This window comes from Amycolatopsis sp. lyj-112 (assembly GCF_046549055.1).
Taxonomy (GTDB): domain Bacteria; phylum Actinomycetota; class Actinomycetes; order Mycobacteriales; family Pseudonocardiaceae; genus Amycolatopsis.
The window spans coordinates 1-15,073 of sequence record NZ_JAJPWS010000009.1 but is presented as its reverse complement, the minus strand read 5'-3'; the positions used below and the strand labels follow the sequence as shown (position 1 = coordinate 15,073).

Genomic DNA, 15,073 nt, shown 5'->3' with positions numbered 1-15,073 from the left:
CGGACGAACCCGTCGTCAGCCGTTGATGCCGGTGAGGGCGAAGAACTCCTGGCGCGAACGGGCGTCTTCGCGCAGCGTGCCGAGCAGAGTCGAGGTGACGGTGCTCGAACCGACGGCCTGGACGCCGCGCAGCGTCATGCACGAGTGCTCCGCCTCGATCACGACGCCGATGCCGCGAGGGTCGAGCTGCTCGTCGAGCCAGTCGGCGACCTGTTTCGTGAGCCGCTCCTGAACCTGCGGGCGGCAGGCGAAGTGCTCGACGATCCTGGCCAGTTTGGAGAGCCCGAGGATCCGATCGCCGGGCAGGTAGCCGACGTGCGCGACCCCGACGAACGGCAGCAGGTGGTGTTCGCAGACCGATCGGACCGGAATACCCCTGGCCAGAACGAGTTCGTCGTAGCCCTCGTCATTGGGGAAGGTCGTGAGGTCGAAGGACCGCGGAGAGAAGAGCTCGGCGTACGCACGCGCCATCCGGCCCGGGGTACCGCGAAGACTCTCCGAATCCAGCGAGATACCCAGTGCGGTGAGGAAATCGGCGGCCGCGGCCTCGGCGGCCTCCAGGTCCGGTCCCGTCCCGGGTTCGTGCACGACGCGCAAGGCGGGAGTGGACATACGGCCTCCTAGGCGGAACGCGATCCCGGGATCTATTCGACTAACGATCGTTGGCGTTTTACCCTCTACCGGGTCAGCCTACATGCTAGATCCCTGGCTCTGGGCGTTCCGACAGCTGAGATAGGCGATATCGTGGTGTACGTGACAGTGTCCGTGCCGGACGGCCTCGACGGCCCTTCCATCGCCGCCGTCGCGGCGCTCGACGACGATCTGCGGCGCGGCATGTACGCCTATGCCCGGCGAGAGCGGCGGCCGGTCACCCGGGACGAGGCGGCCGCCGCCGTCGGGATCTCCCGCAAACTCGCCGCGTTCCATCTGGACAAGCTCGTGGAGGCGGGGCTCCTCACCTTCGGTTTCGCGGCGGGGCCGGTGGTCCGGGTGGGGCGCAAGCCCAAGGTCTACGAACCCGTCGGCGAGGCCATCGGGGTGCAGATTCCCGCGCGGCGGCACGAGATCCTCGCCGGAATCCTCACCGAGGCCGTGCTCGCCGAAGGAACCGGCGAGACGGCACGCGACGCCGTCATCCGGGTCGCGGGGGAACGCGGCCTCGCGGCGGGCGAAGAAGAGCGCGCGCGGACGCGGCCCGGCAGGCTCGGCGTGGAACGCGCGCTCACCGTGGCCGAAGGAATGCTAGGCCGCTACGGCTTCGAGCCGAGCCGGGACACCTCGACCTGCGTCCGGCTCCGGAACTGCCCGTTCCACCCGCTGGCGGCCGAGGCGCCGGAGCTGGTCTGCGGGATCAACCACGCGTTCCTGTCCGGTTTCCTGACCGGCCTGCGCGCCGGGAACGTGGAGGCGGTCCTCGCTCCCGGCGCGGCCGAATGCTGCGTGGAGCTGCGGCAGGCTCCGTAGAAGCTTTGACCTCCCCTCGGAAAGCCTAAGCGGTCTCCGGCACTCCTTCCTGTGCCGCGCCGGTCACCGCCGCCGGTGTGCGCTCCCGGCGTGAGACGTCGAGCTTGAAACCCTGTGGCTTCAGCGTCAGGAGTTCCTGCACCTTGAGTTCGTAGGACGGGTCGGGGCGCAGGTCGTACCGGCTCAGCAGCATGCCGAGCACCAGCGTCGCCTCGTGCAGCGCGAACTGGCGTCCGATGCAGGCCCGTTCCCCGGTGCCGAACGGCTTGTAGACGTGGGCGGGCCGGGCACGGTTGCGATCCGGGGCGAAGCGGTCGGGGTCGAACGACTCGGGGTCGTCACCCCACACGGGATCGCGGTGCAGCGCCGGGATGAGGACGAGTGCCCACTGTCCCTTCTTCATCGGATAGCAGTCGCCGACCACGGTGTCCACTTGCGCCTGGCGGGCGAACGCGGGCGCCGTCGGCCAGAGCCGCAGCGCCTCGTCGAGCACGCGCCGGACGTAGCGGAGCTTGGCGACCTCTTCGTAGGACGGGTCGGGATTCTCGCCCCAGACCTTGTCCACTTCGGACCGCGCGCGGGCGAGGACGTCCGGATTCCGTGCCAGGTAGTACAAGGCGAAAGACAGCGCGCCCGAGGTGGTCTCGTGCCCGGCGATGAGGAAGGTGATGATCTGGTTCCGGATGTTGACCTGGTCCAGCGCCTCGCCGGTGCTCGGCTGCGTCGTGTTCAGCATCAGGCCGAGCAGGTCGTCGGTGCTCGTGTCGTTCCGGCGGGCCTCGACGACCTCGTCGACGACCGAGCGGAGGAAGGCGAGATCGGCCTCGTTGCGCCGGTTCGCCTTCCGGTTGAGGAGCGGGCCGATGAGCGGTGGCTGGATCACCGTCCGCTGGGCGTGGCGGAGCGTCCGGGTCATCGCGGCGACGAACGGATGCGGCTCGGCCCGTTCGAAGGAAGCGAAGCTGAAGCCGAACCCGGTCTGCCCGATGGTCTCCAGCGTCAGCTTCGTCATGTCGTCCGAGACGTCGACCTGGCCGCCCCTGTCCCACGTGTCCAGTAGTTCCCGGGTGATCGAGAGCATCGTCGGGTGGTAGCGCTGCATCGCGTTGCGGCTGAAGGCGGGCGCGAGGATCTCGTGCGCGCGCCGCCAGTTCGGCTCCTCGTTGTGCGCGGTGAACAGCCCGTCGCCGCCGAGCGGGCGCAGGTTCGAGATCGCCGGCGTGACGTGTTTGGCGAACCGTTTCTCGTCGGAGAGGTCCGCGACCATTTCGGCGCTGTGGACGAACACGATCTCGCGGCCGAACACCTTGCGCTCGAAGATCGGGCCCAGTTCTGCGGCGTGGCGCATCGAGTCCTGGACCGGGGTCCTCGGCGAGACGCCGAGGACGTCGCCGATCAGCGGGATCCGGCGTGGGGGATGGGGGAGCGCGGTGGCCATCGAGACCCTCCTGGTGAGCATGAAACGGCGCTGTTGAATCGACATCCAATAGCGAGAGTGGCCCGTTACTGAACTCGTGTCAAGTAAGTACGATGGAGGGATGGCGCCGAGTACTTCAGGAAGGCCCCGCAGCAGGCTGAGTACCGCCGAGCGGCGGGAACAGCTGCTGCGGATCGGTGCCCGCCTGTTCGCGGACCGGCCGTACGACGACGTCTGGATCGAGCAGGTCGCGGACATCGCCGAGGTCTCCCGAGGGCTGCTCTACCACTACTTCCCGACGAAACGGGACTTCGTCACCGAGGTCATCAAGGCCGAGGGCGAGCGGTTGCTCCAGATGACCCGGACCGATCCCACACTGCCGGTCGCGGCGCAGTTGATGGCGGGTCTCGACGCGTATCTCCGCTACGTCGAAGCGAACGAGGACGGCTACCGCGCCCTGCATTCGGGCACGGCGATCGCGGTGGACGACGTCCGCGAGATCCTCGACCGGAACTTCGCCGAACAGGGGCGCCGGATCCTGGCGGTCCTGTGCCCGGACGGCGATCCGCCGGAGACCTTGCGGGTGACCGTCCGAGGCTGGCTGGCCTTCGTGGTGGCGGTCTGTCTCGACTGGCTCAAGTACCGCCGGCTGACCCGGGACCAGACCCGCGATCTGTGCGCGAAGGCGTTGCTCGACATCGTAGCCGCGTCGCCGGACGTTCAGGTCCGGCCATGAAGACCGGCCAGGATGGTCTCGGCCCGCTCTTCGATCAGCTTCATCCTCGAGAGCCGTTCCGCGGCGTCGTTGTGTGCCGCGGATCTGGTGACCTGGCCGTCCCACTTCCGGTAGTACATCCCGCAGGTGGCCACGAAATAGCCGGCCGAGGAAGCGTTCGCGGCGAGGATCAGCCCGGTGTCCTCGGAGGCGGGCAGCGCCATCCAGCCGCCCAGTTCCAACAGCAGGCCGCGGCGGATACAGAGCGTCCCGGCCACCACGGAGGAGAGGTAGTCGTTCCGTTGCCAGTGCCGGAGGATCGCGCCGCGCTCGATCGGCCCTTCCTCGGGATCGGTGTCGAAACCGACCGTGGTCCCGTCCGGCAGGAGATCGAGGACACGGCAGGTGGTCCAGTCGATCGCGGGATCCTCGAGCGCGGCGATGTCGCGCGCGAGCGCGCCCGGCGCCAGCAGATCGTCGGCGTCGAGCGCCTTGATCAGTTCCCCGGAAGAACGGGACAACGCCAGCATCCGTGCGACCCCGGGCCCGCCCTGGCGGCCGGAACCCGGCAGTACCCGTTCTTCGTCAGGGAGGACGTCGTCGAGCAGGCCGGTCTCGCCGTCCTCCTGCACCAGCCATTCCCACGTCCACCCGTCCGGGAGTTCCTGTGCGGCCAGGGATGCGTGGGCTTCGGCGAGGTAGGGGAGGCTCGGCGGGTGGACCGGGGTGATCACGCTGATGACGGGCATCGAGGCGACCTCAGACCGGCCGTCGGGCGTTGATCAGCAGGTGCTTCTCGGGTGGCGTTCCCGGCTCGTCCGCGGTGAAGATCTCGGCATGTGTCCCGGTGACCGCCAGCCCGGCCGCTTCGACCCGCCGCACGAGGTCTTCCGGCGCGAAACTGGTCATGTGGATGGTGCGGCCGAAGAACTCCACCGGCGCGTTCTCCTCGTCCCGCGGAACGACCTCGACCATCACCGACGAGACGTCGAGCCCGGTCACCCGGTGCCCGGCGGTGGCGAGATCCTCGGCGACCGGACGGCCGGTCCCGCTGCCGATGTCGAGGACCCGCGACGACGACGGCAGCACGTCGAGCAGGTGCCGCACCGCCTTGCCGATCACCGGCGGGCGGCCGAACGCGTCCTCGTAGGCGGAACCGATGGCGTCGAACAGTTCTTCGGCGGTGGCCGGCCGGTCCATTTCGCTGCTCCCCGGATCGAGTGGATCTCCCTGGGCATCGTAGACGGGCTCACCGGTCGAGGAGGCCTTGCTGTTCCAGGCGCCGCCAGAAGGCGGTGATCATCGCGGTGTCGATCTCCGGTACGTCGACGCCGAGCCGCGCCAGGACGGCCAGGGTGTGGTCGTTGCGGAAGCCGAGGCCGGCGGTGACGGGATTCCGGGTGTACTCCTCGAACATGCGCTGATACGGCAGGATCGGCAGTTCGCGCCCGGCCGTCCGCCGCAGCCATTCGGTGAGCGGGACGGGTTCGGATTCGCCGTATATCCGCAGGAACGCGTCCGGCCCGATCGAGCCGGGAGGGTGCAGATGCCTGGCCGTTCCCGGCTGGTCGTCCTGCAGTGCCGACGTGACGATGGCCTCGGCGATGACGTCGACGGGCAGGAGTCCGGCGCGCATCAAGGGATCGTCGGGATGGCAGCCGAGTGCGGCCGAGGTGAGCAGGACCCGGCAGAACAGATCGTCCGGGCTGACAACTCCCGTCGCGGTCTCCGCCCAAACCCACCCGAGGCGGTGGATCCGCGCCGCGGCACCGCGTTCGATCGCCTTGAGGACCACCATGTCCGACGCCCATTTGCTGGCCGCGTAGCCGTCCCCGACGGGATGCCGTTCGCGGTCGATGGGGGAGTCCTCGGTGATCGTGCCGCTCCTGAACACCGACACTGTGGACACGTGGTGAAGCCGCTTCGGCCGCCCTTGTCCCACCAGGCGTACCAGTTCGAGCGTCCCGTCGACGTTGGCCGGCTTCAGCCGAGCGTACGGGGACACGTGATGCACGAACGCTCCACAGTGGACGATGAAGTCCACGGTCTCCGCGATGTCCTGCCTCGCCGCGGTGTCCAGGCCGAGACCGGGCAGCGCGAGGTCTCCTTGAACCACCGAAATCCGGGTCTCGTCGACGTCGATCTCGTAGGACCGCAGGACGGCGGTGAGCCGATCCCGCGCCGGTTCGCCCCGCACGAGGCAGAGCACTTCGGCGGTCGTCTGCCGGAGTAGCTCCCGGAGCACGAAAGCGCCGACGAACCCGGTGGCACCGGTCAGCAGCACTCGCTCCGGTGCGGGGCAGGGGAGAACCGTCGGCGGGAACTCGATACCCGGGGGCAGAGCACTGTCCGACGCGGCGGCGAATTCCTGGGTGGTGCGCGCACCGCGGTCGATCAGCGCGGCCAGCGCACGGACCGTCGGCGTGGCGAGGAAGTCGCTCAGGCTGATCCGGACGCCGAACTCTCTGTCCACTCGGGACAGGAGGCGGGCGACCAGCAGGGAATGCCCGCCGAGGTCGAAGAAATCGGCGTCCGGACCGACGCGGGTTCGCTCGAGCACTTCGGCGAACAGGCCCGCCAGCGCGGGGTGACCCGGATCGGGCAGGTCGGCGAGGTGCTGCCGCCAGAACGCCACGTCGTCGGATCGCACCATGATCCCACCCCCTGGGTTCGAGGGTAGCGCGAGCTAAGCGTCGTCGACACTCACCACATCCAGGACTTCCCCCGCCAGCCGTGCCGACGCGTCCCGGATCCGCTCGTCGAGCCGCGCGAAGACCTGTTCCGCCCGGATGGCGGGCCAGTCCCCGGGCAGGTGCTCGGCGGGAAGGTGCGGATCCTGGCGGACGGCCTGGAGCCAGTCGGTGTGCAGCAACAGGCGGCGGGCCAGGTCGTCCGGGGCCGAAGGGATCGGGTTCGGCGTGTCCCAGCGGTCGAGGAAAGCGTGGTACCGGGCGGAAATGGCGTCGATGTCGAAGGCCTTGCGAACCAGGTCGGCGGATTCCGTCGGCTTGGCCTCGTGCGCGGTGAAGACGGTGACGTGGTCGAGGAGGCCGAGCGGACCGGCGATCGCGGTGACGTCCCTGGTACCCGGCGCGATCCACAAACCGTTCTGCAGCAGGCCGAAACCCGCCCAGACGAGCTGGTTGCGCAGATCGTGCCGGTCGCTGCGCCTGCTGTCGGGCAAGGAGTAGCCGACGAGTGTCCAGGTGCCGTCCCAATCGCGGTTGACCGCGCCGGTCTCCCAGATCCGCCGCCGCCCGTCCTCCAGTACCTCGGACGCGCGGGCCGTCAGTCCGAAGTAGACACGGCGGCCCTGGCGCTGCCTGGTCAGCAGGCCGCGGCCGACCATGCGGGTCAGCGTCGAGCGCACCGCCTCTTCGGAGACGTCCACGCGGGCGAACACGTCGATCACGCTGCCGGAGTAGACGGCGGTGTCGTGGCCGAGCACATGCAGGCCCAGGAAGTTGAGCATCAGGGACTGCGGCCGGTGTGCCTGGCCGGGTGCGGTGTCGTCTTCGGTCACGGAGAGCAGCTTAGAGCATGATGTTGGGCAGAATCTTGACTGGCGTCGTAAATGTGACTTACTTTGATTCCGGCAACGGACGACGAGAGGACGGCTCCATGGATTTGGCGGGCAAGGTCGCGGTGGTCACCGGCAGCGGCCGCGGACTGGGGCGGGCCTACGCGGAGGCACTCGCCGCGGCGGGCGCCGCCGTCGTGGTCAACGACGTCGACGGTCTCGCCGCCGGCGAGACCGTCGACGCGATCGAAGCGGCGGGCGGCCGGGCCGTCCCGGTGGTCGCTCCGGTCGGTGACACCGCGACCGCCGACAGGCTGGTCTCCACGGCGGTCGAGCGGTTCGGCCGCCTCGACGTCATGGTCACCAACGCTGGCATCCTGCGGGACAGGGTGCTGTGGAAGATGTCCGACGACGATTTCGACGACGTCGTGCGTGTCCACCTCCGCGGCACCTTCACCTGCGCGCGGGCCGCCGCGGTGCGGATGCGGGAACAGGGCGACGGCGGACGACTGATCCTGATCTCCTCGCCGGCGGGCCAGCGGGGCAACTTCGGCCAGACCAACTATGCCGCCGCGAAGGCCGGGATCGCCGCCATGGCAAGGACCTGGGCGATGGAACTGGCCAAGGCCGAGATCTTGGTCAACGCCGTCGTCCCGGTCGCCGCGACCGAGATGACCCGCACCATCCCGGCCTTCGCGCCGGTGATCGAGGAGGCCGAGCGCACCGGAACACCCTTCCCCGCGTGGCTTCGCCGTGACGAAGGACTCGGAACGGTCGAGGACGCCGCGTCGCTCGTCGTCTTCCTCGCCTCCGACGAGGCGAAAGGCGTGACCGGGCAGGCGATCGGCATCGGCGGCGACCGGCTCGCGCTCTGGGCGCACCCTCAGGAGAAGGCCGCCGACTTCGCTGACGGCGGCTGGACCGCCGACGGGATCGCGGGTTCGTGGCACGCCGGGGTCGGCGCGACGCCGGAGACCTTCGGCATCCCCGCGCCGAAGGGGCCGTGACATGACCATCGACATCGACGAACTGGTCGCGATCGACGTCCATACGCACGCCGAGATCTCGAAGGACGGCCACGGTTCGCTGAGCCCGGCGCTGTTCGGCGCCTCGGAGGAGTACTTCAAGGCACACGGGCACCGGCAGCCGACCATCGCGGAAATGGCGGCGTACTACCGGGAACGCAAGATGGCCGCGGTGGTGTTCACCGTCGACGCCGAACACGCCACCGGCCATCCGCGGATCGCGAACGAAGAAGTCGCCGAGAGCTGCGCGGAGCACGACGACGTCCTCATCCCGTTCGCGAGCATCGACCCGTGGAAGGGCAAGGCGGGCGTCCGCGAGGCGCGCAGGCTCGTCGAGGAGTACGGCGTCCGGGGGTTCAAGTTCCACCCGAGCCTCCAGGGTTTCGCGCCGAACGACCCGATGGCGTATCCGCTTTACGAGGCCATCGAGGAACTCGAGGTCCCCGCGCTGTTCCACACCGGGCAGACCGGCATCGGCGCCGGAGTCCCCGGTGGCGGCGGGATCCGGCTCAAGTACTCGAATCCGATGCTGGTCGACGACGTCGCGGTGGACTTCCCGGAACTCCGGATCATTCTCGCGCATCCGTCGTTCCCTTGGCAGGACGAGGCTTTGGCGGTCGCGACGCATAAGCCGTATGTCCACATCGACCTGTCCGGCTGGTCGCCGAAGTACTTCCCGCCGCAACTCGTCCGGTACGCCAACTCCCTGTTGAAGGACAAGGTGCTGTTCGGCTCCGACTACCCGGTGATCACCCCGGACCGCTGGCTCGCCGATTTCGCCGAGCTGGAGATCAAACCCGAAGTCCGCCCGAAGATCCTCAAGGACAACGCGGCGAAGCTGCTCGGTCTCGTCAAATCGGACTAGGAGAACCATGACCCACGCGAACGGCATCGAGGAGATCAAGGCCCTGGCGGGCGCGGACCTCGGCCACGGCGACTGGCTGGAGATCACGCAGGACCGGATCGGCCGGTTCGCCGACGCCACCGATGACCACCAATGGATCCACGTCGACCCCGAACGCGCGGCCGGGGGCCCGTTCGGCGGCACCATCGCGCACGGATACCTGACGCTTTCCTTGCTGATCCCGCTCTTCAGCGATCTGCTGGAGATCTCCGGAGTGCGGATGAGCGTCAACTACGGGTTGGAGAAGGTGCGTTTCCCCAGCCCTGTCCCGGTCGGCGGCAAGATCCGCCTCGCCGGGAAGGTCGCCGAGGTCACCGAAATCGGCGGCGGGGTCCAGATGGTCCTCGACTTCACCATCGAACTCGACGGTTCCACCAAACCGGCGTGCGTCGCGCGGGCCGTCTACCGGCACTACGCCTGAGGATGTGAAAGCCATGCGCCCCCACCGCAACGTCCAGCTCCGCCGAGCGGTCGCTTCGAGCTACCTCGGCAGCGTGATCGAGTACTACGACTTCCTGCTCTATGCCACGGCTTCCGCGGTGGTGTTCAACAAGGTCTTCTTCGCCAACCTCGATCCCGCGCTCGCGACGGTCGCCAGCTTCGGCACGTTCGCCACCGGGTATCTCGCGCGGCCGCTGGGCGGCATCCTCTTCGGCCACTTCGGCGACAAGCTCGGCCGCAAACGGATGCTCGTGATGACCATGACGCTGATGGGCGTCTCGAGTTTCCTCATCGGGCTCCTGCCCACCTACGGCCAGATCGGTGCCGTCGCGCCGGTCGGGCTGGTCCTGTTGCGGGTACTGCAGGGCATCTCGGTCGGCGGCGAATGGGGCGGCGCGGTCCTGATGTCGGCCGAACACGCCACGTCGCGGCGCGGCCTGTGGGCCAGCTTCACGAACGCGGGCGCGCCCAGCGGAATGGTCCTGTCGACCGTCGCGATGACGGCGACGGTGGCCATCACGGGCGAGGCGGCGTTCCTCGAGTGGGGCTGGCGCGTCCCGTTCCTGCTCAGCGTCGTGCTGCTCGCTATCGGACTGTTCGTCCGGGCCCGCGTCGAGGAGACACCGGCGTTCCTGGCCGCGAACACGACGGCACCGCGCCGCCGCTTCCCGCTGGTGGCCGTGCTCCGCGACCAGCCGAAGACCCTGTTGCTGGGAGTCGGCGTCGGCCTCGCCGCCTTCGTAGTCCAGGCGACGCTGACGACGTTCGTGCTCGCGTACGGCGTTCAGGCGGGGCACGGGCGGCAAGCCGTGTTGAACGCGCTCACCATCTCATCCGCCTTCGCCGTGGTCGGGATCATCGGCTGGTCCGCGCTCTCGGACCGGTTCGGCAGGCGGCCCATCGTGCTGATCGGCGCGGTGGTGACGGCGGTGTACGGGTTCTTCCTGTTCCCGCTCGTCGACAGCGGCAGCGGAGCCCTGCTGGTCTTGGCGCTCGTCATCGGGCAGGGCGTGCTGCACCCGATGATGTACGGGCCGCTGGCCGCGCTCTACACCGAACTGTTCGCCACGGAGAACCGGTACACCGGTGCCTCGCTCGGCTATCAGCTCGCCGGTCTCGGCGCCGGATTCGCGCCGGTGCTCTTCGCCGAATTCCAGCGCGGGTCGGGCGGATCCTCGACCATGGCGGTGTCCTGGACGATCGCGGCGTTCTGCCTGCTCTCGGCGGGCTGCGTGCTGGCGCTGAAGGAGACGAACCGGCGAGACTTGATCGAGACCCGCCCGGCTCGGCCCGTGGCCGCCGAAGCCGCCGAAGCCGTCGAATAGGAGACCGGAGATGCCCGACGAGGGAATCGGCAGCTGGCCCGCCCGCCGCGCGCGGATCTCGCCCGGGCGGACCGCGCTGCTCTTCGAAGACGAACCGACGACGTACGCGCAGCTGGCCAAGCGGATCACGAAGCTGGCGTCGCGGCTGCACGCGGCCGGGGTGCGGCAAGGGGACCGGGTGGCCTACCTCGGGCCGAACCACCCGGCGTTCGTCGAGACCCTGTTCGCGACGACGTCACTCGGCGCGATCTTCGTCCCGCTCAACTTCCGGCTGACCACGCCGGAGATCGAGCACATCCTCGCCGACTCCGGCGCCACGGTGCTGATCCACGCGCCTCAAACGGCGAAGGTGGCCGAAGGGGCGACAGCGCACATGATCGCGCTGGAGGACTACGAAGATTGGCTCGCCTCGGCCGGAGACCTTCCGGCCGAGGCGACGGTGGCGCCGGACGACGTCGCGGTGATCCTGTACACGTCCGGTACGACGGGACGGCCCAAGGGCGCGACGCTCACCCACGCCAACCTGCTCTGGAACACGTTCAACCTGCTGATCGGGGTGGACGTCGGCGGTGACGAGGTCGCGCTGGTCACCGCGCCGCTCTTCCACATCGCCGCGCTGGCGCAGACCCTGTTGCCCACCCTGGTCAAGGGCGGCTGCGCGCTGATCACCGCGTCGTGGGACGTCGATGACTGCTTCGACCTGATCGAGCGACACGGGGTGACGTGGATGTTCGGCGTGACGACCATGTACGCCGCGCTGTCGGCCTCACCGCGATGGCACTCGGCCGATCTGTCGTCGGTGAGGAGCGTGATGTGCGGCGGCGCGGCGGTGCCCGAGGAGCTGGTGCGGACGTATCAGCGGCGCGGGCTGGTCTTCTGCCAGGGCTACGGGATGACCGAGACCGCGCCCGGCGTGACGTTCCTGGAGGCACGCGAGAGCGAAGGCCGGGCCGGTTCGGCGGGCGTGCCGGTGTTCTTCGCCGACGTCCGGCTGGACACCGGGGACGCGGGGCCGGGGGAAGTGCAGGTGAAGGGGCCGAACGTGACCCCCGGTTACTGGCACGATCCCGCCGCGACCGCTGCCGCGTTCACGGAGGACGGATGGTTCCGCACCGGTGACCTCGCCACGATCGACGGGGACGGGCACTTCCGGATCGTCGACCGGCTGAAGGACATGTTCATCTCCGGTGGGGAAAACGTGTACCCGGCCGAGGTGGAGAACGTCTTGTTCGAACACCCGGCGGTGACCGAGACGGCGGTGATCGGCGTCCCGGACGGCAAATGGGGTGAGGTCGGCTGCGCCTACGTCGTTCTCACGCGGGACGTCGGCAGCGACGAACTACGGGAGTTCCTGCTCGGACGGCTGGCGAAGTACAAGGTGCCGGTGCGGTTCGAGTTCGTCGACGAGCTGCCCCGGACGGCATCGGGGAAGGTGCGCAAAGCCGCGCTGCGGGCGGGCTCCTGATGTTGTCGGCCGGTCCGCTTACACTGGGGCCGCCGAGTTTCTTGGGGGTTCAGGGTGAGTGTGTCGAGTGCCGAGTTCCACCGGATGCTGAAGGCGCTCGCCGACGTCGAGCGCTCCGACGCGTCCGAGTGGGAGTCGTTCAGCGTGCGCGGCAAGCGGTTCGGGTACTTCTGGCCGCGAACCCAGACCGTCGGGCTGAAGCAGACGTTGTCGGAGCAGCTCGCCCTCGTGGCCGAGCGCCCTGATGTCTTCGAGGTGCAGTTCACCGCCGGCGGCTTCGGCTGGGTGGTCGTTCAGCTCGACGGCATCGAGTCCGACGAGCTGACCGAACTGGTTTACGAGGCTTGGCGGCTGTCCGCTCCGGACGAGCTGATCGAGCAGGTTCCGCCGCCTTGTTGAGGGTTACTGCGTTCGTGTGTTGACGTGGGTCACGTTTGTTCGTGGTGGTTGTCCGGGAACATTTGTGGTGTTGGTGCGTTATAAGGAGTGTCGGTGTGGATGGTGCCCCCGGGCCTCAAACTCCGCCTTCATGGAATACCGGTTCGGCCGGAGCCGTGTCGTGCCACTTGCCGAGAGGCGGCCCACCGTACCGGCCCTTTAACTCCCGCTCCCGCTCGCAGGTAACCCCCAGGCCTACGCTGAGCGGGAGCGGGGCCTTTTCTTGTTTGTTGTTTGCTGAGGGAGTTGTAGGTCACTTCGTTACTCTCCGGGTGTTCGGGAACATTCCTGACGGCTGTGCGTTATAAGGAGTGTCGGTGCGGATGGTGCCTCCGGGCCTCAAACTCCGCCTTCATGGAATACCGGTTCGGCCGGAGCCGTGTCGTGCCACTCGCCGAGAGGCGGCCCACCGTACCGACCCTTAACTCCCGCTTCCGCTCGCAGGTAACCCCCAGGCCTACGCTGAGCGGGAGCGGGTCTTTTCTTGTGCTCACCGTGGATTTGGGTGGGCTGAAGGCTCCTTTCGTCGCGTTGCATGCGGGTATAGGAGCCCTTCATGTTGTTCAGGGCGCGCCGCTAGTGCGTTCGTGTGTTGACGTGGGTCACGTTTGTTCGTGGTGGTTGTTCGGGAACGTTTGTGGTGTTGGTGCGTTATAGAGGGTGTCGGTACGGAATACCGGTTCGCCCGGCCCGGCCCTTTAGCTCCCGTTCCCGCTCGCAGGTAACCCCCAGGCCTACGCTGAGCGGGAGCGGGTCTTTTCTTGTATTCGGGCATGCCGAGGAGCCCGTCGCCGGTGTGGCTGGCGGGCTCCTCGGGTCAAACGAGGGCGCGGTGCAGTGTGTTGCGCCTCGGGGCCTGTAGCGGGTCCAGGTATTGGGGTGGGATGAACTCCGGTAACCCGTCCATCGTCATCCGGACCTCCCAATCACCGTGATGAATCAACCGGTGATGGAAGCTGCAGAGCAGGCAGAGGTTGCGGAGGTCAGTCATCCCGCCGTCTGCCCAGTGATGAATATGGTGAGCGTGACAGCGCTTCGGCCTCCGCTGACAGCCAGGGAACGAGCAGCCCCGGTCGCGGGCGTTCAAGGCTTTCCGCTGGCCGGGGGTGACGAACCGCTTGATCCGTCCCACATCGAGGGGTTCCCCGGCGGCGCTCATGGCGATCGGCAGCATCAAGCAGTCGCAGGCGGCCATCCGTGCTTCTCGGGCGGTCATCTGACCCACGAAGTCCACACTCGCGGTCCCGAGACCAGTCTTCAGTTCCTCGAAGCCGACCAGAACATGCACCATCGTCCGATAGCCACAAGTGCCAGGCTGGTCAGGACTCGCGATCGCCAGGTCGAGCAGATCCACCCACGCGTCGCCCTGACGCTCCCAGACGGTCCGCAGGTCCGCCTGGCCGAACTCGTCGACCGGCCGCGGCTTGGCGTAGGCCTCGATCGCAGCCATGGTCCGCGCACCTGCTTCGTCATCCAGCAGGCCAGTGAGCTTCCAGAACCCGTCCTTACGACGGTGCAACCTCAACTCCCGGCGCGGCTGGACGGGCTCGGGGTCCTTCGGCTCGCTGCCGTCTGGGTCCAGCCAGGCCAGCAGGCCTGCCTCAGCACGTGCGATCTGTGAAGGCCCTCCGTCGCGGGCGAGATCGGCGAGGATCTTCTCCGCGGCCTCACGGTTCTCGACCGACACATGCGCGGGGATCCGCTTCAGCACTCCGATGATCTGGTCGATGTGCTGCTCCCCGACAGCGCCTTCCGCAGCTGCCGCCGCAGTGGCAGGTGCGAGCGGCGGAACCTCGGTGCCATCGAGAGCGCGGGTCGGGTTCAGCGCCACCGCGCGATCCACAACCTTCTTCGCATCAGCCGGAGCGATCCGCGCAACATCCGCCAGCCACATCTTCGTGCTCGCATACCCGTACAAGTCTTTCGCGCCACGGGATTCGATCTCCGCAAGGTACGTGCCCAACACAGCCGACGCGGCACGCATCAACGCCACCGCCTCCGTCACCCCGTGGGCAAGCTCCAACTTCCCGGCACGCCACAACTCCTGCGGCAGTTGGGGAAGGACGGAGGTCTCGGACACCCCTCCACAATACAGCACTTGTGTCGAACAGGTGTTCGTAATTATCTGCAACAATGAATTGGCGCGGATAACACTAAAGGGTGATTCGGCCAGTAATCCGTTTCGCGGTTCGTGACGACTTGTTGGCACCGGGCCACCGTGGTGACCAGGATTCCGTGAAGACATCCCTGGGTTTTGGTTGTCAAGCGGCGATGGTGGTGTGGTGGGCCCAGGCGGTGGTTTCGTTGTAGTGGGTGTGGGTTTTGAGGCATCCGTGGAGGATGCCGACGAGTCGGTTGG

The 15,073-nt window shown here is 68.0% G+C and carries 15 protein-coding genes; 8 read left to right on the top strand and 7 right to left on the bottom strand.

Annotated elements, in window-relative coordinates:
• Positions 1 to 15: 15 nt before the first annotated feature.
• Positions 16 to 612 (bottom strand): GTP cyclohydrolase I FolE, encoded by a 597-nt coding sequence (gene folE, locus ACLJRL_RS26935; RefSeq protein ID WP_410659080.1) that lies wholly within the window; start codon positions 610 to 612, stop codon positions 16 to 18.
• 135 nt (positions 613 to 747) lie between these two features.
• Here folE and ACLJRL_RS26930 point away from each other — a divergent pair, with 135 nt between their 5' ends.
• Positions 748 to 1,464 (top strand): helix-turn-helix transcriptional regulator, encoded by a 717-nt coding sequence (locus ACLJRL_RS26930; RefSeq protein ID WP_410659347.1) that lies wholly within the window; start codon positions 748 to 750, stop codon positions 1,462 to 1,464.
• A 25-nt stretch (positions 1,465 to 1,489) separates the two neighbouring features.
• On the opposite strand, the gene ACLJRL_RS26925 is transcribed toward ACLJRL_RS26930, so the two are convergent.
• Positions 1,490 to 2,902 (bottom strand): cytochrome P450, encoded by a 1,413-nt coding sequence (locus ACLJRL_RS26925; RefSeq protein ID WP_410659079.1) that lies wholly within the window; start codon positions 2,900 to 2,902, stop codon positions 1,490 to 1,492.
• Between the two features lie 100 nt (positions 2,903 to 3,002).
• On the opposite strand from ACLJRL_RS26925, the gene ACLJRL_RS26920 reads away from it, so the two are divergent.
• A complete protein-coding gene (locus ACLJRL_RS26920) occupies positions 3,003 to 3,617 on the top strand; it encodes a TetR/AcrR family transcriptional regulator (RefSeq protein WP_410659078.1) in 615 nt (204 codons plus the stop codon).
• Here the strand turns inward: ACLJRL_RS26920 and ACLJRL_RS26915 are convergent.
• Genes ACLJRL_RS26915 through ACLJRL_RS26900 form a run of 4 tightly spaced genes read right to left on the bottom strand, consistent with a single transcriptional unit; the run spans position 3,602 to position 7,119 of the window.
• Entirely contained in the window at positions 3,602 to 4,345 is a 744-nt protein-coding gene (locus ACLJRL_RS26915; RefSeq protein WP_410659077.1) for a glycosyltransferase family 2 protein, read from the bottom strand. The two genes, ACLJRL_RS26920 and ACLJRL_RS26915, sit on opposite strands and share 16 nt — an antisense overlap.
• Before the next feature lie 10 nt (positions 4,346 to 4,355).
• The gene (locus tag ACLJRL_RS26910) at positions 4,356 to 4,796 is read right to left on the bottom strand and encodes a class I SAM-dependent methyltransferase (protein ID WP_410659076.1); all 441 of its coding nucleotides are present in this window, start codon (positions 4,794 to 4,796) and stop codon (positions 4,356 to 4,358) included.
• 49 nt (positions 4,797 to 4,845) lie between these two features.
• On the bottom strand, positions 4,846 to 6,249 hold the full coding sequence (locus ACLJRL_RS26905) for a thioester reductase domain-containing protein (RefSeq protein ID WP_410659075.1): 1,404 nt from the start codon (positions 6,247 to 6,249) through the stop codon (positions 4,846 to 4,848).
• 33 nt (positions 6,250 to 6,282) lie between these two features.
• Positions 6,283 to 7,119: a PaaX family transcriptional regulator C-terminal domain-containing protein gene (locus ACLJRL_RS26900; protein WP_410659074.1), complete on the bottom strand. Its 837-nt coding sequence runs from the start codon at positions 7,117 to 7,119 to the stop codon at positions 6,283 to 6,285.
• A gap of 98 nt (positions 7,120 to 7,217) precedes the next feature.
• Here ACLJRL_RS26900 and ACLJRL_RS26895 point away from each other — a divergent pair, with 98 nt between their 5' ends.
• Genes ACLJRL_RS26895 through ACLJRL_RS26870 form a run of 6 tightly spaced genes read left to right on the top strand, consistent with a single transcriptional unit; the run spans position 7,218 to position 12,675 of the window.
• Positions 7,218 to 8,123, top strand: coding sequence for an SDR family NAD(P)-dependent oxidoreductase (locus ACLJRL_RS26895; protein WP_410659073.1), 906 nt, complete (start codon positions 7,218 to 7,220; stop codon positions 8,121 to 8,123).
• A 1-nt stretch (position 8,124) separates the two neighbouring features.
• Complete coding sequence (locus ACLJRL_RS26890) at positions 8,125 to 9,006, top strand: amidohydrolase family protein (RefSeq protein WP_410659072.1); 882 nt, start codon at positions 8,125 to 8,127, stop codon at positions 9,004 to 9,006.
• A 7-nt stretch (positions 9,007 to 9,013) separates the two neighbouring features.
• Complete coding sequence (locus ACLJRL_RS26885; protein WP_410659071.1) at positions 9,014 to 9,466, top strand: MaoC family dehydratase; 453 nt, start codon at positions 9,014 to 9,016, stop codon at positions 9,464 to 9,466.
• Between the two features lie 13 nt (positions 9,467 to 9,479).
• Entirely contained in the window at positions 9,480 to 10,811 is a 1,332-nt protein-coding gene (locus tag ACLJRL_RS26880) for an MFS transporter (RefSeq protein ID WP_410659070.1), read from the top strand.
• 10 nt (positions 10,812 to 10,821) lie between these two features.
• Complete coding sequence (gene menE, locus ACLJRL_RS26875; protein ID WP_410659069.1) at positions 10,822 to 12,276, top strand: o-succinylbenzoate--CoA ligase; 1,455 nt, start codon at positions 10,822 to 10,824, stop codon at positions 12,274 to 12,276.
• Positions 12,277 to 12,330: 54 nt separating this feature from the next.
• Positions 12,331 to 12,675 carry an MmcQ/YjbR family DNA-binding protein gene (locus ACLJRL_RS26870; protein ID WP_410659068.1) on the top strand — a complete coding sequence of 115 codons (345 nt, stop codon included), beginning with the start codon at positions 12,331 to 12,333 and terminating at the stop codon, positions 12,673 to 12,675.
• 856 nt (positions 12,676 to 13,531) lie between these two features.
• Here the strand turns inward: ACLJRL_RS26870 and ACLJRL_RS26865 are convergent.
• Positions 13,532 to 14,794, bottom strand: a complete 1,263-nt coding sequence (locus ACLJRL_RS26865; protein ID WP_410659067.1) for a DUF222 domain-containing protein — start codon at positions 14,792 to 14,794, stop codon at positions 13,532 to 13,534.
• Between the last annotated feature and the right edge of the window lie 279 nt (positions 14,795 to 15,073).

Excerpts from the sequence above, each read along its gene's own strand:
- ACLJRL_RS26925 (WP_410659079.1), bottom strand. The coding sequence starts at position 2,902 with ATGGCCACCGCGCTCCCCCATCCCCCACGCCGGATCCCGCTGATCGGC.
- ACLJRL_RS26890 (WP_410659072.1), top strand. The coding sequence starts at position 8,125 with ATGACCATCGACATCGACGAACTGGTCGCGATCGACGTCCATACGCAC.
- menE (WP_410659069.1), top strand. The coding sequence starts at position 10,822 with ATGCCCGACGAGGGAATCGGCAGCTGGCCCGCCCGCCGCGCGCGGATC.
- folE (WP_410659080.1), bottom strand. The coding sequence starts at position 612 with ATGTCCACTCCCGCCTTGCGCGTCGTGCACGAACCCGGGACGGGACCG.
- ACLJRL_RS26895 (WP_410659073.1), top strand. The coding sequence starts at position 7,218 with ATGGATTTGGCGGGCAAGGTCGCGGTGGTCACCGGCAGCGGCCGCGGA.
- ACLJRL_RS26880 (WP_410659070.1), top strand. The coding sequence starts at position 9,480 with ATGCGCCCCCACCGCAACGTCCAGCTCCGCCGAGCGGTCGCTTCGAGC.
- ACLJRL_RS26905 (WP_410659075.1), bottom strand. The coding sequence starts at position 6,249 with ATGGTGCGATCCGACGACGTGGCGTTCTGGCGGCAGCACCTCGCCGAC.
- ACLJRL_RS26915 (WP_410659077.1), bottom strand. The coding sequence starts at position 4,345 with ATGCCCGTCATCAGCGTGATCACCCCGGTCCACCCGCCGAGCCTCCCC.
- ACLJRL_RS26920 (WP_410659078.1), top strand. The coding sequence starts at position 3,003 with ATGGCGCCGAGTACTTCAGGAAGGCCCCGCAGCAGGCTGAGTACCGCC.
- ACLJRL_RS26910 (WP_410659076.1), bottom strand. The coding sequence starts at position 4,796 with ATGGACCGGCCGGCCACCGCCGAAGAACTGTTCGACGCCATCGGTTCC.
- ACLJRL_RS26885 (WP_410659071.1), top strand. The coding sequence starts at position 9,014 with ATGACCCACGCGAACGGCATCGAGGAGATCAAGGCCCTGGCGGGCGCG.